Annotated in this window: 14 protein-coding genes; 3 read left to right on the plus strand and 11 right to left on the minus strand. The window is 46.1% G+C overall.

Annotated features, from left to right (window positions below; translation table 11 throughout):
• Positions 1 to 165: 165 nt before the first annotated feature.
• The 5 genes from ACJJIK_RS00825 to ACJJIK_RS00845 form a co-directional block, all read right to left on the minus strand.
• A complete protein-coding gene (locus ACJJIK_RS00825; protein WP_444931650.1) occupies positions 166 to 744 on the minus strand; it encodes a transposase in 579 nt (192 codons plus the stop codon).
• Between the two features lie 414 nt (positions 745 to 1,158).
• The gene (locus ACJJIK_RS00830; protein WP_444931649.1) at positions 1,159 to 1,608 is read right to left on the minus strand and encodes a hypothetical protein; all 450 of its coding nucleotides are present in this window, start codon (positions 1,606 to 1,608) and stop codon (positions 1,159 to 1,161) included.
• A 4-nt stretch (positions 1,609 to 1,612) separates the two neighbouring features.
• A complete protein-coding gene (locus ACJJIK_RS00835) occupies positions 1,613 to 2,173 on the minus strand; it encodes a TIGR02594 family protein (protein ID WP_444943894.1) in 561 nt (186 codons plus the stop codon).
• A 1,049-nt stretch (positions 2,174 to 3,222) separates the two neighbouring features.
• Positions 3,223 to 3,810, minus strand: a complete 588-nt coding sequence (locus tag ACJJIK_RS00840; RefSeq protein WP_444943895.1) for a hypothetical protein — start codon at positions 3,808 to 3,810, stop codon at positions 3,223 to 3,225.
• Between the two features lie 687 nt (positions 3,811 to 4,497).
• The gene (locus tag ACJJIK_RS00845; protein ID WP_444931646.1) at positions 4,498 to 5,169 is read right to left on the minus strand and encodes a hypothetical protein; all 672 of its coding nucleotides are present in this window, start codon (positions 5,167 to 5,169) and stop codon (positions 4,498 to 4,500) included.
• Positions 5,170 to 5,832: 663 nt separating this feature from the next.
• Between ACJJIK_RS00845 and ACJJIK_RS00850 the strand changes: the two genes are divergently transcribed.
• Complete coding sequence (locus ACJJIK_RS00850; RefSeq protein ID WP_444943896.1) at positions 5,833 to 6,009, plus strand: hypothetical protein; 177 nt, start codon at positions 5,833 to 5,835, stop codon at positions 6,007 to 6,009.
• A gap of 34 nt (positions 6,010 to 6,043) precedes the next feature.
• On the plus strand, positions 6,044 to 6,538 hold the full coding sequence (locus ACJJIK_RS00855) for a hypothetical protein (RefSeq protein ID WP_444931644.1): 495 nt from the start codon (positions 6,044 to 6,046) through the stop codon (positions 6,536 to 6,538).
• Between the two features lie 990 nt (positions 6,539 to 7,528).
• Here ACJJIK_RS00855 and ACJJIK_RS00860 read toward each other — a convergent pair.
• Both ACJJIK_RS00860 and ACJJIK_RS00865 read right to left on the minus strand, forming a co-directional pair.
• On the minus strand, positions 7,529 to 7,840 hold the full coding sequence (locus ACJJIK_RS00860) for a hypothetical protein (protein WP_444931643.1): 312 nt from the start codon (positions 7,838 to 7,840) through the stop codon (positions 7,529 to 7,531).
• 11 nt (positions 7,841 to 7,851) lie between these two features.
• Positions 7,852 to 8,829: a trypsin-like serine peptidase gene (locus ACJJIK_RS00865; RefSeq protein WP_444943897.1), complete on the minus strand. Its 978-nt coding sequence runs from the start codon at positions 8,827 to 8,829 to the stop codon at positions 7,852 to 7,854.
• A gap of 588 nt (positions 8,830 to 9,417) precedes the next feature.
• Here ACJJIK_RS00865 and ACJJIK_RS00870 point away from each other — a divergent pair.
• Positions 9,418 to 10,584: a DNA cytosine methyltransferase gene (locus ACJJIK_RS00870; RefSeq protein WP_444943898.1), complete on the plus strand. Its 1,167-nt coding sequence runs from the start codon at positions 9,418 to 9,420 to the stop codon at positions 10,582 to 10,584.
• A 128-nt stretch (positions 10,585 to 10,712) separates the two neighbouring features.
• Here ACJJIK_RS00870 and ACJJIK_RS00875 read toward each other — a convergent pair whose 3' ends face one another.
• From ACJJIK_RS00875 to ACJJIK_RS00890, 4 genes are all read right to left on the minus strand, one after another.
• Complete coding sequence (locus ACJJIK_RS00875) at positions 10,713 to 11,630, minus strand: hypothetical protein (protein WP_444943899.1); 918 nt, start codon at positions 11,628 to 11,630, stop codon at positions 10,713 to 10,715.
• Positions 11,631 to 12,133: 503 nt separating this feature from the next.
• Positions 12,134 to 13,357 carry a VWA domain-containing protein gene (locus ACJJIK_RS00880; RefSeq protein ID WP_444943900.1) on the minus strand — a complete coding sequence of 408 codons (1,224 nt, stop codon included), beginning with the start codon at positions 13,355 to 13,357 and terminating at the stop codon, positions 12,134 to 12,136.
• Positions 13,345 to 15,648, minus strand: a complete 2,304-nt coding sequence (locus ACJJIK_RS00885) for a DUF5682 family protein (RefSeq protein ID WP_444943901.1) — start codon at positions 15,646 to 15,648, stop codon at positions 13,345 to 13,347. Before ACJJIK_RS00885 ends, ACJJIK_RS00880 begins: the two co-directional genes overlap by 13 nt.
• Before the next feature lie 10 nt (positions 15,649 to 15,658).
• Positions 15,659 to 16,738 carry an ATP-binding protein gene (locus ACJJIK_RS00890; RefSeq protein WP_444943902.1) on the minus strand — a complete coding sequence of 360 codons (1,080 nt, stop codon included), beginning with the start codon at positions 16,736 to 16,738 and terminating at the stop codon, positions 15,659 to 15,661.
• Positions 16,739 to 16,824 lie beyond the last annotated feature (86 nt).

Raw genomic sequence — 16,824 nt, forward strand, 5'->3', positions numbered from 1 at the left:
AGCTGCGCCGAGTAGACGCTTGAAGCGGCTTTCAAAGTTGCGATTCAAGTGGAGCCAGTGTTTCGGTGAAATGCCCAGCCTTTGCAATATAGGTGGGCTATTGGCAGCAATAGCGCCGCGTTTTCTCGGGTCCAGATGTCGTCCGCTCCAGCCGACCAACTCCAGCTAGTGATCTAGCTGAAAGGGGAGGCCTTTGGGCATACCTTTCTGCTCTGGGCCTACAAGAGGCAGAAGATTTTTAGGCTGCTCTCCAGACATGGCTGCTCGAATGCGCTGCGCAATGGATGTGTAATTGGACTCTTCTGGAGTTTTCGTTATTTTGGCTCGAATAGGGTTGAGGTCCACATAGGCCATACAGACTGCCAGTGCCTTTTCATCCAGCAGGGTCTGGGATTTAAACCGCCCCTCCCAGAAACGCCCGGTGCAGCTGTCTTCGTTGTTTGCCTGACGAGCAATAGATTCGTTAAGGCAGCGCATAAACCAGCTGATATCCTGCAAGCGCGCTCGCCAAAGGGCGACAAGCTCATAAAGCTTTTCCATTTCGCCAGAATCAAGAGGGTCCCCTTGAAGGTAGCGTTGAGCTAGCGCGGAAGTTCTAAAAAGTTCTTGCCAGCGAGTAATGACCTCGGTATCGGACCAAGTTTTGGGGGCTTCTGTGTCGATATAGAGCACAATATGGTAGTGGTTGCTCCTCACAGCATAGGCTGCAATATCAAGCGCATAGATTCCGACCAGCTTTTGCATTCTGCCCTCAATCCACTGACGCCGATGCTCATAATCTCTCCCGGATTGGATATCTTTCCCACAAAGAAAAGCTCTGCGCACACAACGGGAGACACAGTGATAGTAAGGAGTTGCATCGAGGGATATTTGCGAACGCCGAGGTTGGGTCATGAGATAGGGGTTTTACTGTTTTAATATCCAGTATTTTTGTTGTATCCCCTGTATTGTGTCAATGGGCGTGGCGTCTCAAGTTTCCCCTTTACTGGGTGTCCTGAAATAACTTCGTTGCTCTTTGGTCAGCTGTCGGTAATGTTTTGTCACCACTTAATCTCTTGGCGGAGAAGAAGTGGCAGATGTTACCTTCAGCTGACCGTTCTTCTCCAGATGATTAACTGACGCACTTCAGAGTTGAGTACAGGCCCTCTTATATTCAGTTTAACCACAATGATTTTGATCTAGAACTGCCTGAGAATTTTCTTTTGCTACTTTATGAGCAATCTTAATTAATTTTTTGCTCGCAGGAAATTCAGCTCCCACTCCAGGCCAATAGTACCCCCCATTATCTTGACAGAGGCTAATTATTACTGGCTTAGCATCCAGAATGACATCTTCACCCACCTCTACAATAAGCCTATAGGTTATCTGGTTTTGATGAACCCCTTTTATGGCCTCAAGTACGTCAGCGCTTAACTGGTAAGTATCACCCACACCAGGATACGAGGACAGCTTGATAACCCGTGTGTGTTGAATAACAGCAGTAAACGGCGTATTTAGTATTGATTCTGATAAAAATTCTTGCTGGGCATTAGGATGGTCAGAGCATGCTTGATTGGCCAAAAAAAGTAAAAATAAAAGGATGTATTTAACAGCAGTTATTAGCTTCATATCCTTATGCCTCTGAGGTTACTACTGCCGCTGTTAAGTTGTATATCGGTAATCGGCTGTTAGATAAGTCAAAATTTAAAGGCACAACAAATGCCTCCCAAACCTTGGCAGAGTATTTAGTAATGTTTACTTCATTATTTTGATTCCCGCCCAAAATGAATAGATGTTTTCCAGCTGGATCTTTCCCCATAACAAATCCAACGTGCCCACCCCCATTTCTACTTTTTATTGCAATTGCCCCTTGTATTGGTGCGTTTATCGATTTGCCAAATGCTTTCCATGATTTGGCTCTGAATGCCGCTTTTACAGGAGTGTAACCATGCTGCTTCATTACCCAGGCTACGAAAGAACCACACCAAGCATTTTTACCACCAGAATCATCAGTTCCCCAGAACTCAGATGCCGAGAAATATTGGAGTATCCTTGGGTTTGCCTTAACACCTGCCACCTCACTCTGACCCCGCTCCTTGTATGCGGTTTTCATCCAAGGAGTAAAACAAAAATTAAGTATATCTGTTTTAGGGGCGTCTTCACATTGTGGGTGTGAGGAAGTTTGTTTGAACATAGTATAATCCTTTATCTATATAATGGAGAAAATTTCCATAAGAGCTGGGAAGAACTGTGAACACAAAAAGTTACTCTTGAAAATCAGCATCCTATGTAATTCAAGAGGATAAGCAGCCTGATAACTCTAAAGAAATTACAGTTCTGTTTTGTTGACAGATTAGTAAATTGCGCATAGAAGCATGGATATGCCACCCATCTTTACTTAAGTAGTCGAAGCATGTCAATGCCGATACCTGGAAGGTAAAAAAACGAATAGTCCCATACCGTAGTGCGGCAATCCTGGACACTCAGTGCGCCGAGCTAAATTGGCAAAAGATTGGAGGTGAAAGCCCTCTACCCAACAAATGGTACCATCGTGTAAGTTTTCAGGGGGGCTCTGAGACAGTGTGCTTAGGTAGGGATTTGTGCTTACAGAAATTATGTAGTGGTCTAATACTTCCGGATGCCTCACTAAGATGGTAAAACTACCAAGTGAAGTATGGTAGAAGCTAATTTTTAGGAAGCGGGGTGGGTCTTATTTGAGGACTATCAAATATCCATCAGTCATTGTGTCTGAAGTTTTAACTCGATCAAGAAATTGAGGCGATGGAGATTTCTGGGGTGGCTTCGAAAGTCGTATAGGTGAAGTTATCGCCTACAATCTATAGTGAAAGCATTAACCATGATGGCCGGGGCTAGCGCCCCGGAGAAGTAATTTTAGGAGTAAGGAGCGTGAAGCATTAGGAGTAGAGCAGGATTGGTAGAGGGTAGCTAATGTTAGTAATTCAGGAAACCCTTGGGTTAAGCACTACAAAATAGAACGAAGGTTCCACTTGAGGGGTGTAAGTTTGAGTGAAAATCTAGAAAATAATATAAAAATCTCGAACAGCTGAAGGGTAGCTGGATGTGCCCGATTCAAAATTGGAATCCGGCACTATCACAGCTGGCGATCCACCCTTCAGATTACCTGGCTGAAATACATCAGCCTACAGCGGCTTGGCTGACACAGAGTTTTGAATACCCTTGCAAATGTTTACACCATCCCATCCTTTAGCCAGTCGATAACTATTAAGAAAAGGTGACCGCACGCTCATTCAAATCATAATACTGGGTGTTAACCTTAATCTTAACAGAGCTACCAGTAGCATCAAACCAGCCAAGATACCCAGTAACCTCTAGGCTTTTATGAGAAGTGGCCATTGCCTCGCGTAAACGCTGGGCCCAGGGCCTCAATTTCTCACCATCATAGCCTGACCCACAAGCACAGAGATGTAGGTCAACAAAGTTAGCAGGCAACCCCTCTTTAACCAGGGTATCAGCCAGCTGCGTTGGAGTATAAGTTTTCCACACTCCGCCCTGCCACGACTCTACCCCTCTATCAAAAACTTTTGCTTGTTTATTCTTACCGCTATTGCGTTGTGCACCAATCTGCTTACCGTCGCCACCGCCGGTGCCATGAGCAACAATATAAAGAGTATCACCAGATTTGAGACTGTTGAGACACTTATCTATCCAGCGGTACATGGATTTACCAATACCGGATGTTACCTTGTTGGCAAGGATATGATTCTTAGGGATATCCCAAGCGCTCGCCATATTCTCTGCAAACTCTAGCATTTCTTCACTATTTATGGGGAGGTAAATGTATTTTGACATTTGTATACCTTGTTATTATCACAATACCAAAAGTATAACACCAAGCTTCCCACAGAATAAATTTTTGAAAACACCCTTAGACTGGGTGAGTTCTAGATATCCATAGAACCTAGAGAAGCGGTAGAATTATTTTTGACATCTGGTTCCCAATTATTTTTTGATTTAGGGTTAAGTACTATAAAGTGGTACAAAAGTTCTACTTGAGGGGCTGTCAGTTTGGATGAAAACCCAGAAGGAGTCGTTTTGATAAACTCGGTGGAAACTAGTAGGTTGTACCAGAAAGAAGCATCAGCAGTCCTTGCTCTGTATGCTTAATGCTTTGCCTATCTCTCCAGTCGCTCGAAAATCGAGGGATGCTCCCATCAATTCCCCCTCACTGCGGACCATAGGAAATAGATTTTCAGGTCGTCTACAGTTAGTAGATGCATGAATCTGTTGTTGAATGGAGCTAAACTCAGACTCTTTCGAAATTTTGACTAGGTACTCAAAAATTGTCTAAGAGATTTTCTAAATTACTTGAGTCTGCTTGCAGTAAATAAGAGCTAAATACCCACAGAATTGGCGCGGTTCTCCGCACTATAAATGGGCGTGATATTTTCAGTGGTAACGGGCCATGCACTCATGTGATTAAATGCATGGCATTTAAGTGGATAGGTTAAGTGGTGATTTTCAATAGTTTCCGATCAATTAGGATTCACTTTTTGGTTTATAGTTTTTCCATATTTCAGGGTATCTTTCCCATGGAGGTGCTTCGGGACTGAATGCACTATTATTGGCGCTGCTGTCTTGATACCAAAACTGTATTCGTTTCATGAAATCTTTATCATTTCTATTTCGAAAGATAAATCTTATTTCTGCATATGTAATAACGCGATACTTAAGCTCATCAGCTTTGAACTGATAGACTGGCTCTCTTTTAAAGGGGAATTTAGCTTCTTCTGCTGGAATCCCTGGTTTGGAAATAACAGCATTCCAATCGATATCATAGTCTATTGCAAAATGAATGAAATGATTGTGTTTTACTAAGAACTCAATCCCGGCTTTACTTTTCCGCCTCCATATTTTGTTATCCGTTGTTTGATCATTTGTTCGTGGTGGCTCTAGATTGACATTGTCTTGCACAACACACTTGTACTTCTCTTTACTACGACAGAAATTACTAAAGTCTTCGTTTAAGAAATGACATTTGTCTACGGCGGTTCCGGTTAGTAGTTGATCAAGCCATGCGATCGTGCCTTTATCAGCAAGATCTCTCATTTTTTTTTGAGTTAATTGTTGAATTAACCTCGCTCTGCTTCCCGAAAACCCATAAAAAAAGTCTCCAGAGCAGTATATTCTCCATGGTTTACTAAATGGCATAATGACCTCCTTTGGGACAGTATAACTAGGGGGCAGGAGTAGACTCTTACTGATGCATTCCTAACCCTAACTTGGAAAATATATCGATGTATAGACTGGCTGACTTTAAAATTTGGGCATAAATTTTTAGAATTTGGTCATTTTTAGAGTTCAAGCTGCTGAAAAATTGACCATCTGAGGCCCTGCACTTAGAGTTTCCTTCGATACTTCACTGGTTTTCGGTCCATATGTATGGGCTCTGATGTTGCTAAGGGTATAACCACAATCTTGGATACCCAAAGCTCAAAAAACAGGCAAAAGATTGTGGTCATGAGCTGGGATGCTAGTTTTAAAGGAGGTGGTAATTACGTACTGAAAGCTTTTAGTAGATAGGGGGCCAAACTTTTACCACTGATTGTCAAATTTATTTGCATAATAGAGGTCTGTATTTCTTTCCAAGATAAGTACAAGTTGGCAAACAGCTAGGAAGCTTTATTGGTAACATAAAGTTTGAAGCCAACTCTTACTCTAAGGTAGGGTTAAATTACTTGGACCTACCAACCCCCTTAGTGGGTAAGTGTGTACCATTTATATTGAAGGTTGGTGATAGATGAAGAAAATTGAGTGGTAGGCTGGAAATATAGCTGTTTACATTGGTAAATATTGTAGTCAAACGGAGAAATAATGTTTGGAACACAGGAATTAAGGCTTATTCGATACTCTGTAAAGAAAACCATTGAGCTTTTATGCGAGCGTCAAAATATTTTAGATCCAGAGTCTAATGATGCTATTGAAATAGCTAATGATCTTGTCTTATATCAAATTATTTTGAATAAAATTAAAGGCAAGCCTGAAGTTTGATTGTTTTTAGGTTCATTAGTTTTAGGGACTAAAGATGAAATATTCTTATAGTTTAAAGAATGCCCTGTATGGTCTTTTTTGTTTGGCGGCCTCTATCCTGTTCTTTATGGTTGATAGGCCTGAGGCTTTTTGGTGTGGGTTGGTAGCTTTATTTTTATTTATTGTATTCCTGTTTTCTCCCATCTTGGAAGATTTCCATAAAAGAAGGGCTGAGCTGCGTCAGGGGTATATAGAGTTTGACTCTGAAGAGATAAGAAAAATTATTCCTGACCGCCAGAAAGAGGGAATCAAATGGTTGGAGATTAGTGAAATTGCTATTACAACTGGCGATATGGGTCCATTCAATGATGATCTTTATTGGATAATAATGGATTCTGAAAAAAACAAAAGAATTGCAGTATCTAATGATGCACTAGGTTTACCTGAATTGGTTGAGAAGTTACAGGCGCTGCCTAAATTTGATCATGGGGTAATGCTTATGGCAATGGGGAGTGTGGAAAATAACTACTTTGTTGTTTGGAGGAGGTAGTCGGCCGTCTGAAAATAGTAGGTGTGTTATCGGTGATGTGGTCTTATTTTCTAAAAGTTAAATCTCGCTGTCCCAGTTCATTAACATCAATAGGATGCAGCTGAAAGGACAGCACCTTAGCGTAGTTAGATACTTACCACCTATAAGCGTAATAGCTCTTTAGGTGTGGTACGACTGTTCTGGAAGAGGTCAAATAAGTCTGAAAAGGCTGAGTCTCTAGTATTAGATTTTAATGTGCCTAATATAATTGCTGAGCTTAAAAACCTTGACTTCCTTTACCTCAGAACTGCGTAACATTTTATGGAGAGGGAATACACACGCTCCTAGCTAAAAGTTCCAAAGCCAGCCTTATGCAGGTATGTTGGACCATGAAGTGGCGCACAAATCGACATGAGCTGTATAGATGTACAGGTGTATGTATTGACAGTGTTGGTGCTTGAGGTTAATATATTCACTGCTGCTTTGGTTTCCATGCAGCGGTCATCCTTTCTTGAGCCGGCCCCCAAGCCGGTTTTTTTTATTTTTAGGGTTTGATAATTGTAGACCTAAAATCCCTGTGCAATAGGACTGAAAGTAGTCTGTCGCTGTTGTGACAAGAACAGATTTTAAACTAACATTTAAGTGCCAAGTTTATACTGATAGGAAGGCCATTGATTTCAGGTGGGTTCAGGCTGGCCTTGCCGATTAATTAGTTGATGCTGGAGTGCACTCTCTGATGGTAAGAGTTAATGGAGCCCAGCCGTACAAGGTAAGAATGTGAATTCTATGTGTGGGTAAGTGCTATAGGTGGTTCATATACGAGATTGGTAGATCCAGTTTCATGGTAAAAATCATTACCGGTTCTACCTGGAATTTTTGTTCAAGTATTGAAGGGAAGTGTTATTGTGAGTTGATGGGCGGCTGGTTTAGGAGACATAAAGAGGTGAGGGCGTCGTCAAGAGTGGCTGCCTTTGCCACTTATCAGTTAGCGCTAGGAAATCCAGGATATAGTTATTGTGTGGAGCTATTTTGCTTTGATAGAGCCTTCAGTTTTTCGACAGTCTCCAAATCAGAGCTAAACCATATCTGTAATGGATAGGACTCTAAAATAACGACATCTCTTACCTGCCCTAATTTTTCCAGGCGTTGTACTTCGCGTAAAACGGGGTCAGGTGTCTTTAGGCTGCCCCTTACCATTACCCGATGCCATTCGGATTCATCATTGGCCGTTATACCGCATGCACTTAGAAAAAAGATTAAAGGAATAATTTTTTTCATGTTTTTAAAAAGGCGCCAAAGGGCGCCTTTTCCAAGTTTGAACAAGGCGTTTTACTTTATGGGTAACTCTCAATCCAATCTTGTAAAGTAGTAAACAGTGTACTGGTCATACGTGTTCCACAATTCTGTGAGGGTGACCCTGTTGTATGGATTCCACGAACATAGCCAGCAGTGTCTTTAATCCCGCTACCACTTTGGCCGCCAGCTGTATCTAATGTATAACACACTCTATAGGTGCTGGAAGTTGTGCTGCCTGAGTCTGTCCACATGGTGCCAGATGGTTTATCTCCTGGGTATCCAGTAACACTATGAGTACCATCTGAATAGACGCCCCACCCGGAATGTCCATTATGAGGTGCTTCCGCTAATACAATAAGCGCGTAGTCATAATTGGTATCTGCATTATTATGCCAGGCTGTAGTGGTTACGGCGGTTGACCAGTTTTCACTTCCCCAGGGTTCATAGCTGCCAGATTGAGCCACTGTAAAATCAAGGGAGCTATACCAGTTTCCGGAACCATCAGAAACGCAATGTCCAGCGGTTAATACATGCTTTTCTGAAATTAACGTACCGGTACACCCCACATCAATACGGCCATTATACCAGTGGGGATTTTGCACCGTATTAGTGATTTGAACTCTATCGTCAGTGCCTATTACAACTGAGGGTGTTAGTAGTTGCTCACTGGGAATTATAGTGGGCAACTGCCCTTTGGATGAAAAAATTCTTGAATCTAAGCCGTGTGACTCAATAGTTTCTATTGCTTGCTCTAGTAGAGCAAGTGCTGTTTTATCTATTCCTGCTACATATTGCTTGCCGTCTGGAGTGACTGCAATGGCGCTTAAAGATGAAGTGCGCTCCATTAATGTATATTGCTTCTTTACAGCAGTCTCATCGACTTCTGGTTGCTTGGCAACATTATGCCCGCTTATAAAGCTTGCGGTTTGATCTGTCTCAACAAAATTGTAAAGGGTATCTGCATGTGACACTCCTGAGAACACTACCAGTGAAAGAAAAATATGAGCCTTGTTCATATCTAGTCCATTTAAGTTAATGGGTGTTTAGTAGCGGTGCGATCATTTTATATTCCACACTTAATTTTGTGTGGGTGCACAATATAGTACTTCTGTACATGTTTACAACTTGCTAATTATAAGTTGGAGGCTAACTAACGCCATTTTTCTAGGGGAGAAAGTTCTCATAAGCTAATCGAATTTATTGGCTTTATTTATTAAAGTGTTGGAGGGATCTATAAATTCTTATTTTTTCTAGGATGTCATTTAAGTAATTAAAGGTTTTATTTCGATTGGTTCTGTGGTGGGTTATTGTCTGGAGTATTCTTTGCAGGTTAGGGAGTGCTGCCATGAGTGATTTCATATTAAGCTTATGTGAGGAGCTCTAGCCCAAAAGAGAGGATCTCTGGCTTTGCCGGGGAGGTACTTATAGTTTAACAGTTCCGGATGTCTCATAGTAACTTTCTGATTATTTAGCTAACCTCAAAAAAACCGACATCTTGTCGGATTTTTCATTTATCATTGCCGAGCTTTATACCCATAGGTTGTTGGGTCTAAAGGGTTGTTGCGGGATATTTCTTACAGGTTTTAGGTTTAAGAGTGAGCGGTATGTCACTGAGGTCAATAGAGCTTTTTGCGGGTGCTGGAGGTTTGGGGGTTGGTTTACATCAAGCAGGATTTAATACTCTGGCTGCGTTTGAACGCAATAGCGGTGCCTGTGCCACGTTGATTGGTAATCGACTTATGGGAGCTGAGTGTGAAGTTGTTGAGGCTGATATTCGCACCTGTGATTACAGCGTATACGATGCTGTTGATCTGGTTTCTGGCGGTCCACCATGCCAGCCATTTTCGCTAGGGGGAAAGCATTCAGCTTACAATGATGATAGAGATATGTTTCCCGAAGCGGTGCGTGCAATTCGAGAGCTTAGACCAAAAGCATTTATTTTAGAAAATGTAAAAGGTTTATTGAGAAAGTCTTTTTCTGAGTATTTTGAGTATATTTTGTTACAGCTGCAGTATCCAAATATTGTGAGAGAGTCAGTGGAGAGCTGGCAATGCCATCTTGCAAGGCTGGAAAGGTTACATACGGAAGGTCACAAATCCTCTTCCGAGTACAATGTTGCCTTTCGTCTGCTAAATTCAGCAGACTTTGGTGTGCCACAAAAAAGGGAGCGGGTTGTAATTGTTGGGTTTAGAAAGGATCTCGGAGTTGAGTGGTCATTTCCTGAGGTAACACATACCCAGGATCGGTTGCTGTGGGATCAAATGGTTTCCTTAGATTATTGGAATCGTCATAAGGTCAGTCCGCCGCTGTTATCTGATCGCGAGCAGCGTAAGAGGGTCAGCCTGATAAAGAGATATGGAGAGTCACCTCCTAGTGCCAAGCCTTGGCACACGGTACGAGACGCTATATACGATTTGCCCAAGCCGTATTTAAAGGAGGGAAGGGGTAAATATTTAAATCATGTATTCAAGGAAGGGGCTTGGGTATATCCGGGGCACACTGGCAGCTATATCGATGCTCCTTCGAAGACTCTGAAAGCCGGAGTCCATGGTGTTCCTGGTGGGGAAAATATGATTCGATTTGAGAATGGGGCGGTGCGCTATTTCACAGTAAGGGAAAGTGCCCGAATACAAACCTTTCCTGATGAATACGAGATAACCGGCGTATGGAGTGAGGCGATGCGACAGTTGGGTAATGCAGTGCCGGTACAGTTGGCTCGTATGGTGGGGGAGAGTGTTTTTGATGCGCTACGGCGGGCCAGCAGCTCGTGATCTGGCTGAAAGGTAGGCTTTTAGGTGCGATTCGGCGCTGATCACTGAGTTTTGCAGTCGGCATGCAGGTTAACCATTGTGCCTGCTGCGGGCTGTCGAAATCTGATGGTGTGGTGTTCTCAGTGTGATCAATATTCCTCGAAGCCTTGTCCATCACTCTGTGCAAAAATCCCGATGCTTTTCTCTGTGTTCTCTTCGCCATTGAAATATTGTAGCGAAAGTTGATAGGTCAGAGTTCCATCACCATCTCCCCTTGCTGCATCCTCCACTATAGGGTTGACTTGTAGCATTGCGGTTTCCGCAGGGTCTATCACTATTGGTTGAGTGAAATCTAACCGGGCATCTCTGTCCCAGTACAATGGGATATCTGTCTCTAAGTTGGCAACCTCTAACCTTGAGCCACCGGCGCCGGCTTCCCCACCGCTCATAAATATATTTTTAGAGGTAATCCCGTAAGCGGTGGCGGGTTGCTCCCCGGTGTTTCTAATGGTTATCCTGAGGGTGGGTTTTGTATCGATTTTTGAGTTCAAATACTCGGTGAGTAAAAGTCTCCAGTTGAAGTATTCAGTACCTTTTACTTGCCTTTGGTAGGTTTGGTAAAATGAGCTTTGCTTTAGATAGGATTTTGTTGCTTCACTAATATCGTCTCTGTAACCGGTGAATTCTATTTCGTCTGCAATTGTTCCAGACTTGAACTCCCAGTGAATATAGCTGTGGTTAGATTTGAGGAACTCCGCTTTGAACAGTTCTGGGTTTAATATGTGGATGCCAGAGTCTTTTATCTCCATTTCACCCCAGTCACTTTCCACCAGTTCACGGTGATACTCTCCACCTAGGTCTTCGGCTGCTATATTGGTTATTTCCCATTGGCCAAACAAGTTCTCGGGTGTGCTGTTATTAGCAATGAAAATCTTTTCTAAAGTTAGTTTGGCTGGCTTCTTATCCCGTTCTTGATTGCCCATTAATCCTATAATGGCAGCAATGATAGCGGCAGTGATGGGTATTGCGACACCTAAAACCATTTCTTTTCTGGATAAGTTAAACATTTCTGTAATCCTTGAGTGAAAATTAGCTTGAGAGCTTTTATTTTTATTGTATAGGCGGGCAGGCAATAGGTTTGCCGAATCAACCTTCAGTTTAGGTATAAATGCTTTCGTAAAGTGGACTTATTGTATATAGCTAAACAGAAACAACTCAATCATTGAGTGCTCTGAGGTTAGACGGGGATTTTAAATAAGGATTTTTGTGTTGTTGCGCGTCAAATGCTGAAGTTGAGATAAATGTGTTGCTAGTTTAAAAGTACGCAATAGCTATATTCTTGCTATTTGGCGGTGTGAAATTAAGAAAAGCTTGACAATGGCATAATTTGCACACTCTGCGCTTTTAGCTCGGGACAAGCCGCTACATCAATTTTGCTGGGTTGAGTGAATCTTTAAAGGCCTTTTTAAGGTGCGCTTGAGGTTGAGTTTTTGTTGGAATACTCCGATATGGGTGTAAGTGAGAGGGAGTAAGTACCTGCACTTACCCCCATTCATCAGAGGAGAAGGATCTATTTCTTTGGGCGAACCGCCTTAATATCCTGGTCGGCTGCCCAACTGAGCACATCCTCACGGCGCAGTGCTGTTGCCATCAGGTCCGGGAATTGGTCTGGAGTGCAGGCAAAAACCGGTGAGCCTATTGCAGCAAATTCCTCTGCCAATGACTGGTCATAGGATGGGCGCCCATCATCACTGAGTGCGAGTAATGTAATTACATTCACATCCTGGCGAACCAGGTTGGCAACCCGTGCTTTTAATTCTTCGGCATTTCCCCCTTCATACAGGTCGGTAATCAGGATTAAGTGGGTTTTGCCTGGACGTTCAATTTTGTCCTCACAATAAGCCACTGCCTGGTTGATATCGGTACCGCCCCCCAGCTGCACGCCAAATAGGACGCTGACTGGGTCTTCCAGGTCCTCGGTAAGGTCGACAATTGCAGTGTCAAAGCAGATCAACTTGGTTTTCACTGCCGGTATTGAAGCCATGACAGCGGCAAAGATAGAGCTGTATACCACGGAGGTGGCCATGGAGCCGGATTGGTCGACACACAGAATGACTTCATCCAAATCGGCGAGGCGGCGGCTCTGCCGCATAAAGCCAATTAGCTTCTCCGGCACCACGGTGCGGTAGTCGTGCTGGTAGTGCCTGAGGTTTTGCTGAATAGTTCTGTGCCAGTCGATATCGGCAAAACGCGGTCTGAAACTGCGTTTTGATTTATTCACTGCCCCTCTAACCGCCTCTGTGGTCTTGCGTTCCAAACGCTCCATCAGTTCATCGACCACTTTTTTGATAACTTGGCGAGCCGTTTCAATGGTTTTTTCCGGCATCACGGAGCGCAGGCTGACCAAGTCTGCAACCAGGTGAACATCCGCTTCAATGGCCGAAAGGAACTCGGGCTCCATCAGCATTTGCTTGAGGCCGAGGCGTTCAAATGCGTCCCGTTGGACAACCTGTACTACTGGCGTTGGAAAGAACTCGCGGATATCGCCCAGCCAGCGGGATACCTGTGGTGAAGAGCGCGATAATCCGCCGCGGCCCTTCTTGCCGGTTTCGCTGTCTCCGCTGCCATAGAGTGCGCTCAGAGCCTGGGATAGGCGCGTATCGCGCTCTGACAGCCCGGAGTCGTCTTCATCAGCCCCCAGCACCAGGCGCCAGCGGCGTTCTTTTTCTGCGCTGTTGTCGCTGCCTACCTCATCGGGTTGCTGCTCGTCAGACACTTCGTTTACTGCGCCCATGTCTTGTCCTTATGAATTAATTTGCCAATGCGCAATAGGTGCTCTGACCACTGCGGTAATACGTCGGGGTTGATGGTCTTGGGGACCGAGTGGTTGGAACGGGCGCCCAGCACCAGTTCCATCATACGCCGGCGCTCCATGGCATCGAGGCTGGAGAATACGCGGCGGAACAGGGGCAAATATTGGGTGAATGCCTCTTCATCCAGGTGCAGTAACCAACGCTGTACCGCTGCCATCAATACTGGGTCGTAGAGTAGGCGCTCAACCGCCTCGGCAAAAAAACCTTCGAAGAATCGCGCTGCGTCAGCGGCGGGCACGGCTGGGGATAGAGCTTTTTCCAGCAATTGCTGCAACCTGTGTCCATCAATGCGCTCAGCCTGATAGAGCAGGCGTGTACACAGGCCGCTGACCTGCAAGCTCGACAGCGGGCTATCGACCAGCTGCTCAAAAGCCTGCCACCAGTCCGCCATCACTTCGTCACTCAGCTCTGCCAGTTGCAGTGCCTGGTGAGCGCTGTGGATGCTATTGCGCAGTCGCAGGGACTCTTCGTCGTTGAGATTGCGGCAGGCGTAGGGGAGGGCCAGGGCGGATTGCATGGTTAGGCGCTCTACCAGGCCGGCGACTTGCTCCAGGGCTAATTCTCGCGCGGTGCCGTAACGCTGCACTTGAATCAGGGCCGGTAGGCTGTCGAGAAGTTCGATACCATCACTGGCCAGGGCTGCCCGCGCGGCCAATTGCTTGAGGCCCGCTTCAGAAGCCCGGTGTAACTGAGATTCAAGGGACAGTAAAACCACTTCGGCCAACTTGCCCAAATTGTCTTCAGCGGCAATCGCCTCGATTAATTTATTGTTGGCCGCCTGCTCAATGGTGGAGCCGTAAACTAGGTTTTCCACCAGTTTTACTGCGTATTCCGGCTGCCAGCTGAGTATCCAGTTTTCCCGGAAAGTGCCGCGGCTTTTACCGGTATGGGAGGGTTTGCCCCAGGGCACTTCAAGCACGGCGAGGCGGTGCAGTAAGGTAGATTTATTCAGGCCGATTTCACTGCGTAAATCCAGGGAAACTTCTTTATCCAGGGCGGTGGGCTTCAGCTTGGTCTTTTTCTGCCAGCGCTGTAGATCCTCCAGCAGCGGCACCAGCGGCGCGTCTTCGGGAATGGCCCCGACCTCCTGGCCCAGCAACAACTCTCTTTCTATTTGCTGCCAGATAAGGCGCTCACCAAAACACAGACAGGCTATGGCGGCCTCAATAATTTCTTCAAATCCGGGAGCGGGGCGATTTCTTACCGCCGCTAAACTGTGGCTCAGGCGCACTGCCTCAATAACAGAAGCGGTGGAAACCACCTGCCCGCTGTGGCGCAGTGCTCTTACCAGGTGGCCAAACCAAAGCTCCAGCCACTGTTCGCCGCTGCCCTCGCGCCAAAGGTGCTGATACCACATGGGTGCGGCAACCCCGGCACCATAACCGGAAGCCATCGCCAATCTGGGGGATGTCCAGGGTATCCAGGTGGTTTTCACTTTGCTTTTGGGCAGTTTTGCCGGCAGCTGTTTAATCAGTGCGCGATCATCTTTGGCGGTGTGCTTTTGGCGAAATGCCGGGACATGCCAGGCCCCGCAGACGACGGCAATCTCACCTTCCACCCCTTTCTTTTCTTTGGCGATTTCCAGGCGCATATAGGCTTCACGCACGAGGTCCCTTGGCGACAGGGGAGTTGTTTCGCTCATCTCCCGGCGCAGCATAGTCATGGCTGACTCTACTCTGGCAAATATTTCCGCGCTGTCGTCGCGGTTCTGCTCGATCAGATCATTCCACCAGGCCTCACCATCTTTGTAGCCCGCCAGCCTGGCTAACAGACCGATAGGGTCGGAAGTGTCGGTGCTCGGTTCCGGCGGGTTTGCGGTCGCTGGGGGGGCTGCTTCGGCTTCGCTCGGCTCTCCCTCTGCGTCCTGGGGTTCAGGGTGCAGCAGTTGTGCCAGCTGGATATTGAGGGGTAGATCAATAAATTTAACTTCTACTCCCTGTTGTACGGCCCATAGGCAGGCCTGGTACTCCGGGGAGTACTCTACGAACGGGTAGTAGAGACTGGAGGCGGGTGACTCTGCGGCATAGCCCAGTAGTGCTACCGGGGGGTGCATTTGTGCACTGGCTAGCAGGGGCAGTAGTTCGCTGCAATCAGCCGGGCCTTCGATCAATACTTTTTCTGGTTTCAGCTGATCCAGCGCGGCGACAAGCCGCCGCGCCGAACCTGGCCCGTGGTGCCGAATACCAAAATAATGACAATCCACCTTGGACACGGGATATCCCTTACAGTACTTCGTTCATGGTGTGGTAGTAACCGGCAAAGTCGCGGCGCTTTTTCAGCACCGTTTCCAAATACTCTTCCAGTACCGCTTTATCCTGTACGGGGTCCTTGACAATGGCCCCCACCAAATTGCTGGAGAGTTCTTCTGCACTGAATTTGCCATTGCCAAACCAGTTGGCCTGGCTCAAACCGCCCACCATTACGGCGATCGCCTCGGCGGTAGACAGGTTGCCGGAAGGGGTTTTCAGGGTGATTTTTCCATCGAGTGTTTCACCGCTGCGCAACTCGCGGAAAATGGTTACTATTTTCTCGATCTCCTCGCTGGCATTGGCGGGTACCGGCAATTCCAGATTTTCACCCATCTCTGCTACGCGGCGAGAAATAATGCTCACTTCTTCTTTCATATCATCGGGCAGTGGCAGCACCACGACATTGAAGCGGCGCTTCAGTGCGGAGGAGAGTTCATTTACCCCCTTATCGCGATTATTGGCAGTAGCAATAACATTAAAGCCGCGCTGGGCATAAACTGCATCGTTTAGCTCGGGGATCGGTAACATCTTCTCTGAGAGGACGGTAATTAAAGTGTCCTGAACATCAGAACCCATACGGGTCAGCTCTTCCAGGCGACACAAGGTGCCCTGCTCCATAGCGCGGAACAGGGGAGTTGGTACCAAAGCCTCTTTGCTGGGGCCATTTGCCAGTAACTGTGCGTAGTTCCAGCCATAGCGAATCTGGTTCTCGTCGGTGCCCGCTGTACACTGGATAACCCGGGTGCTATTGCCGCAGATAGCCGCAGACAGGTGTTCGGATACCCAGGATTTTGCCGTGCCCGGCACGCCGAGTAACAGCAGTGCGCGATCGGTGGCGAGGGTGGCAACGGCCGTTTCAATCAGGCGGCGGTTGCCGATATATTTTGCACTGATCTCCACACCATCGGCTGTTGTGCCTCCCATCAGGTATTTCACCACGGCCTGGGGCGATAGGCTCCAGTTCTCTGGCTTTTTACCCGCGTCTTCGGCTTTCAGGGCATCCAGTTCTGACTGGTAGGTAATTTCAGCGGGTTGACGAAGTACGTCACTCATGGGGGAATCCTTTTGTTTTACCTATCCGGGAGCTCATGGATTTTCTTTACGAGTTCAGCCGGATATCTATCGGTCTTAAAATAAAA

This window comes from Microbulbifer regidiadema (SeqCode) (assembly GCF_052466995.1).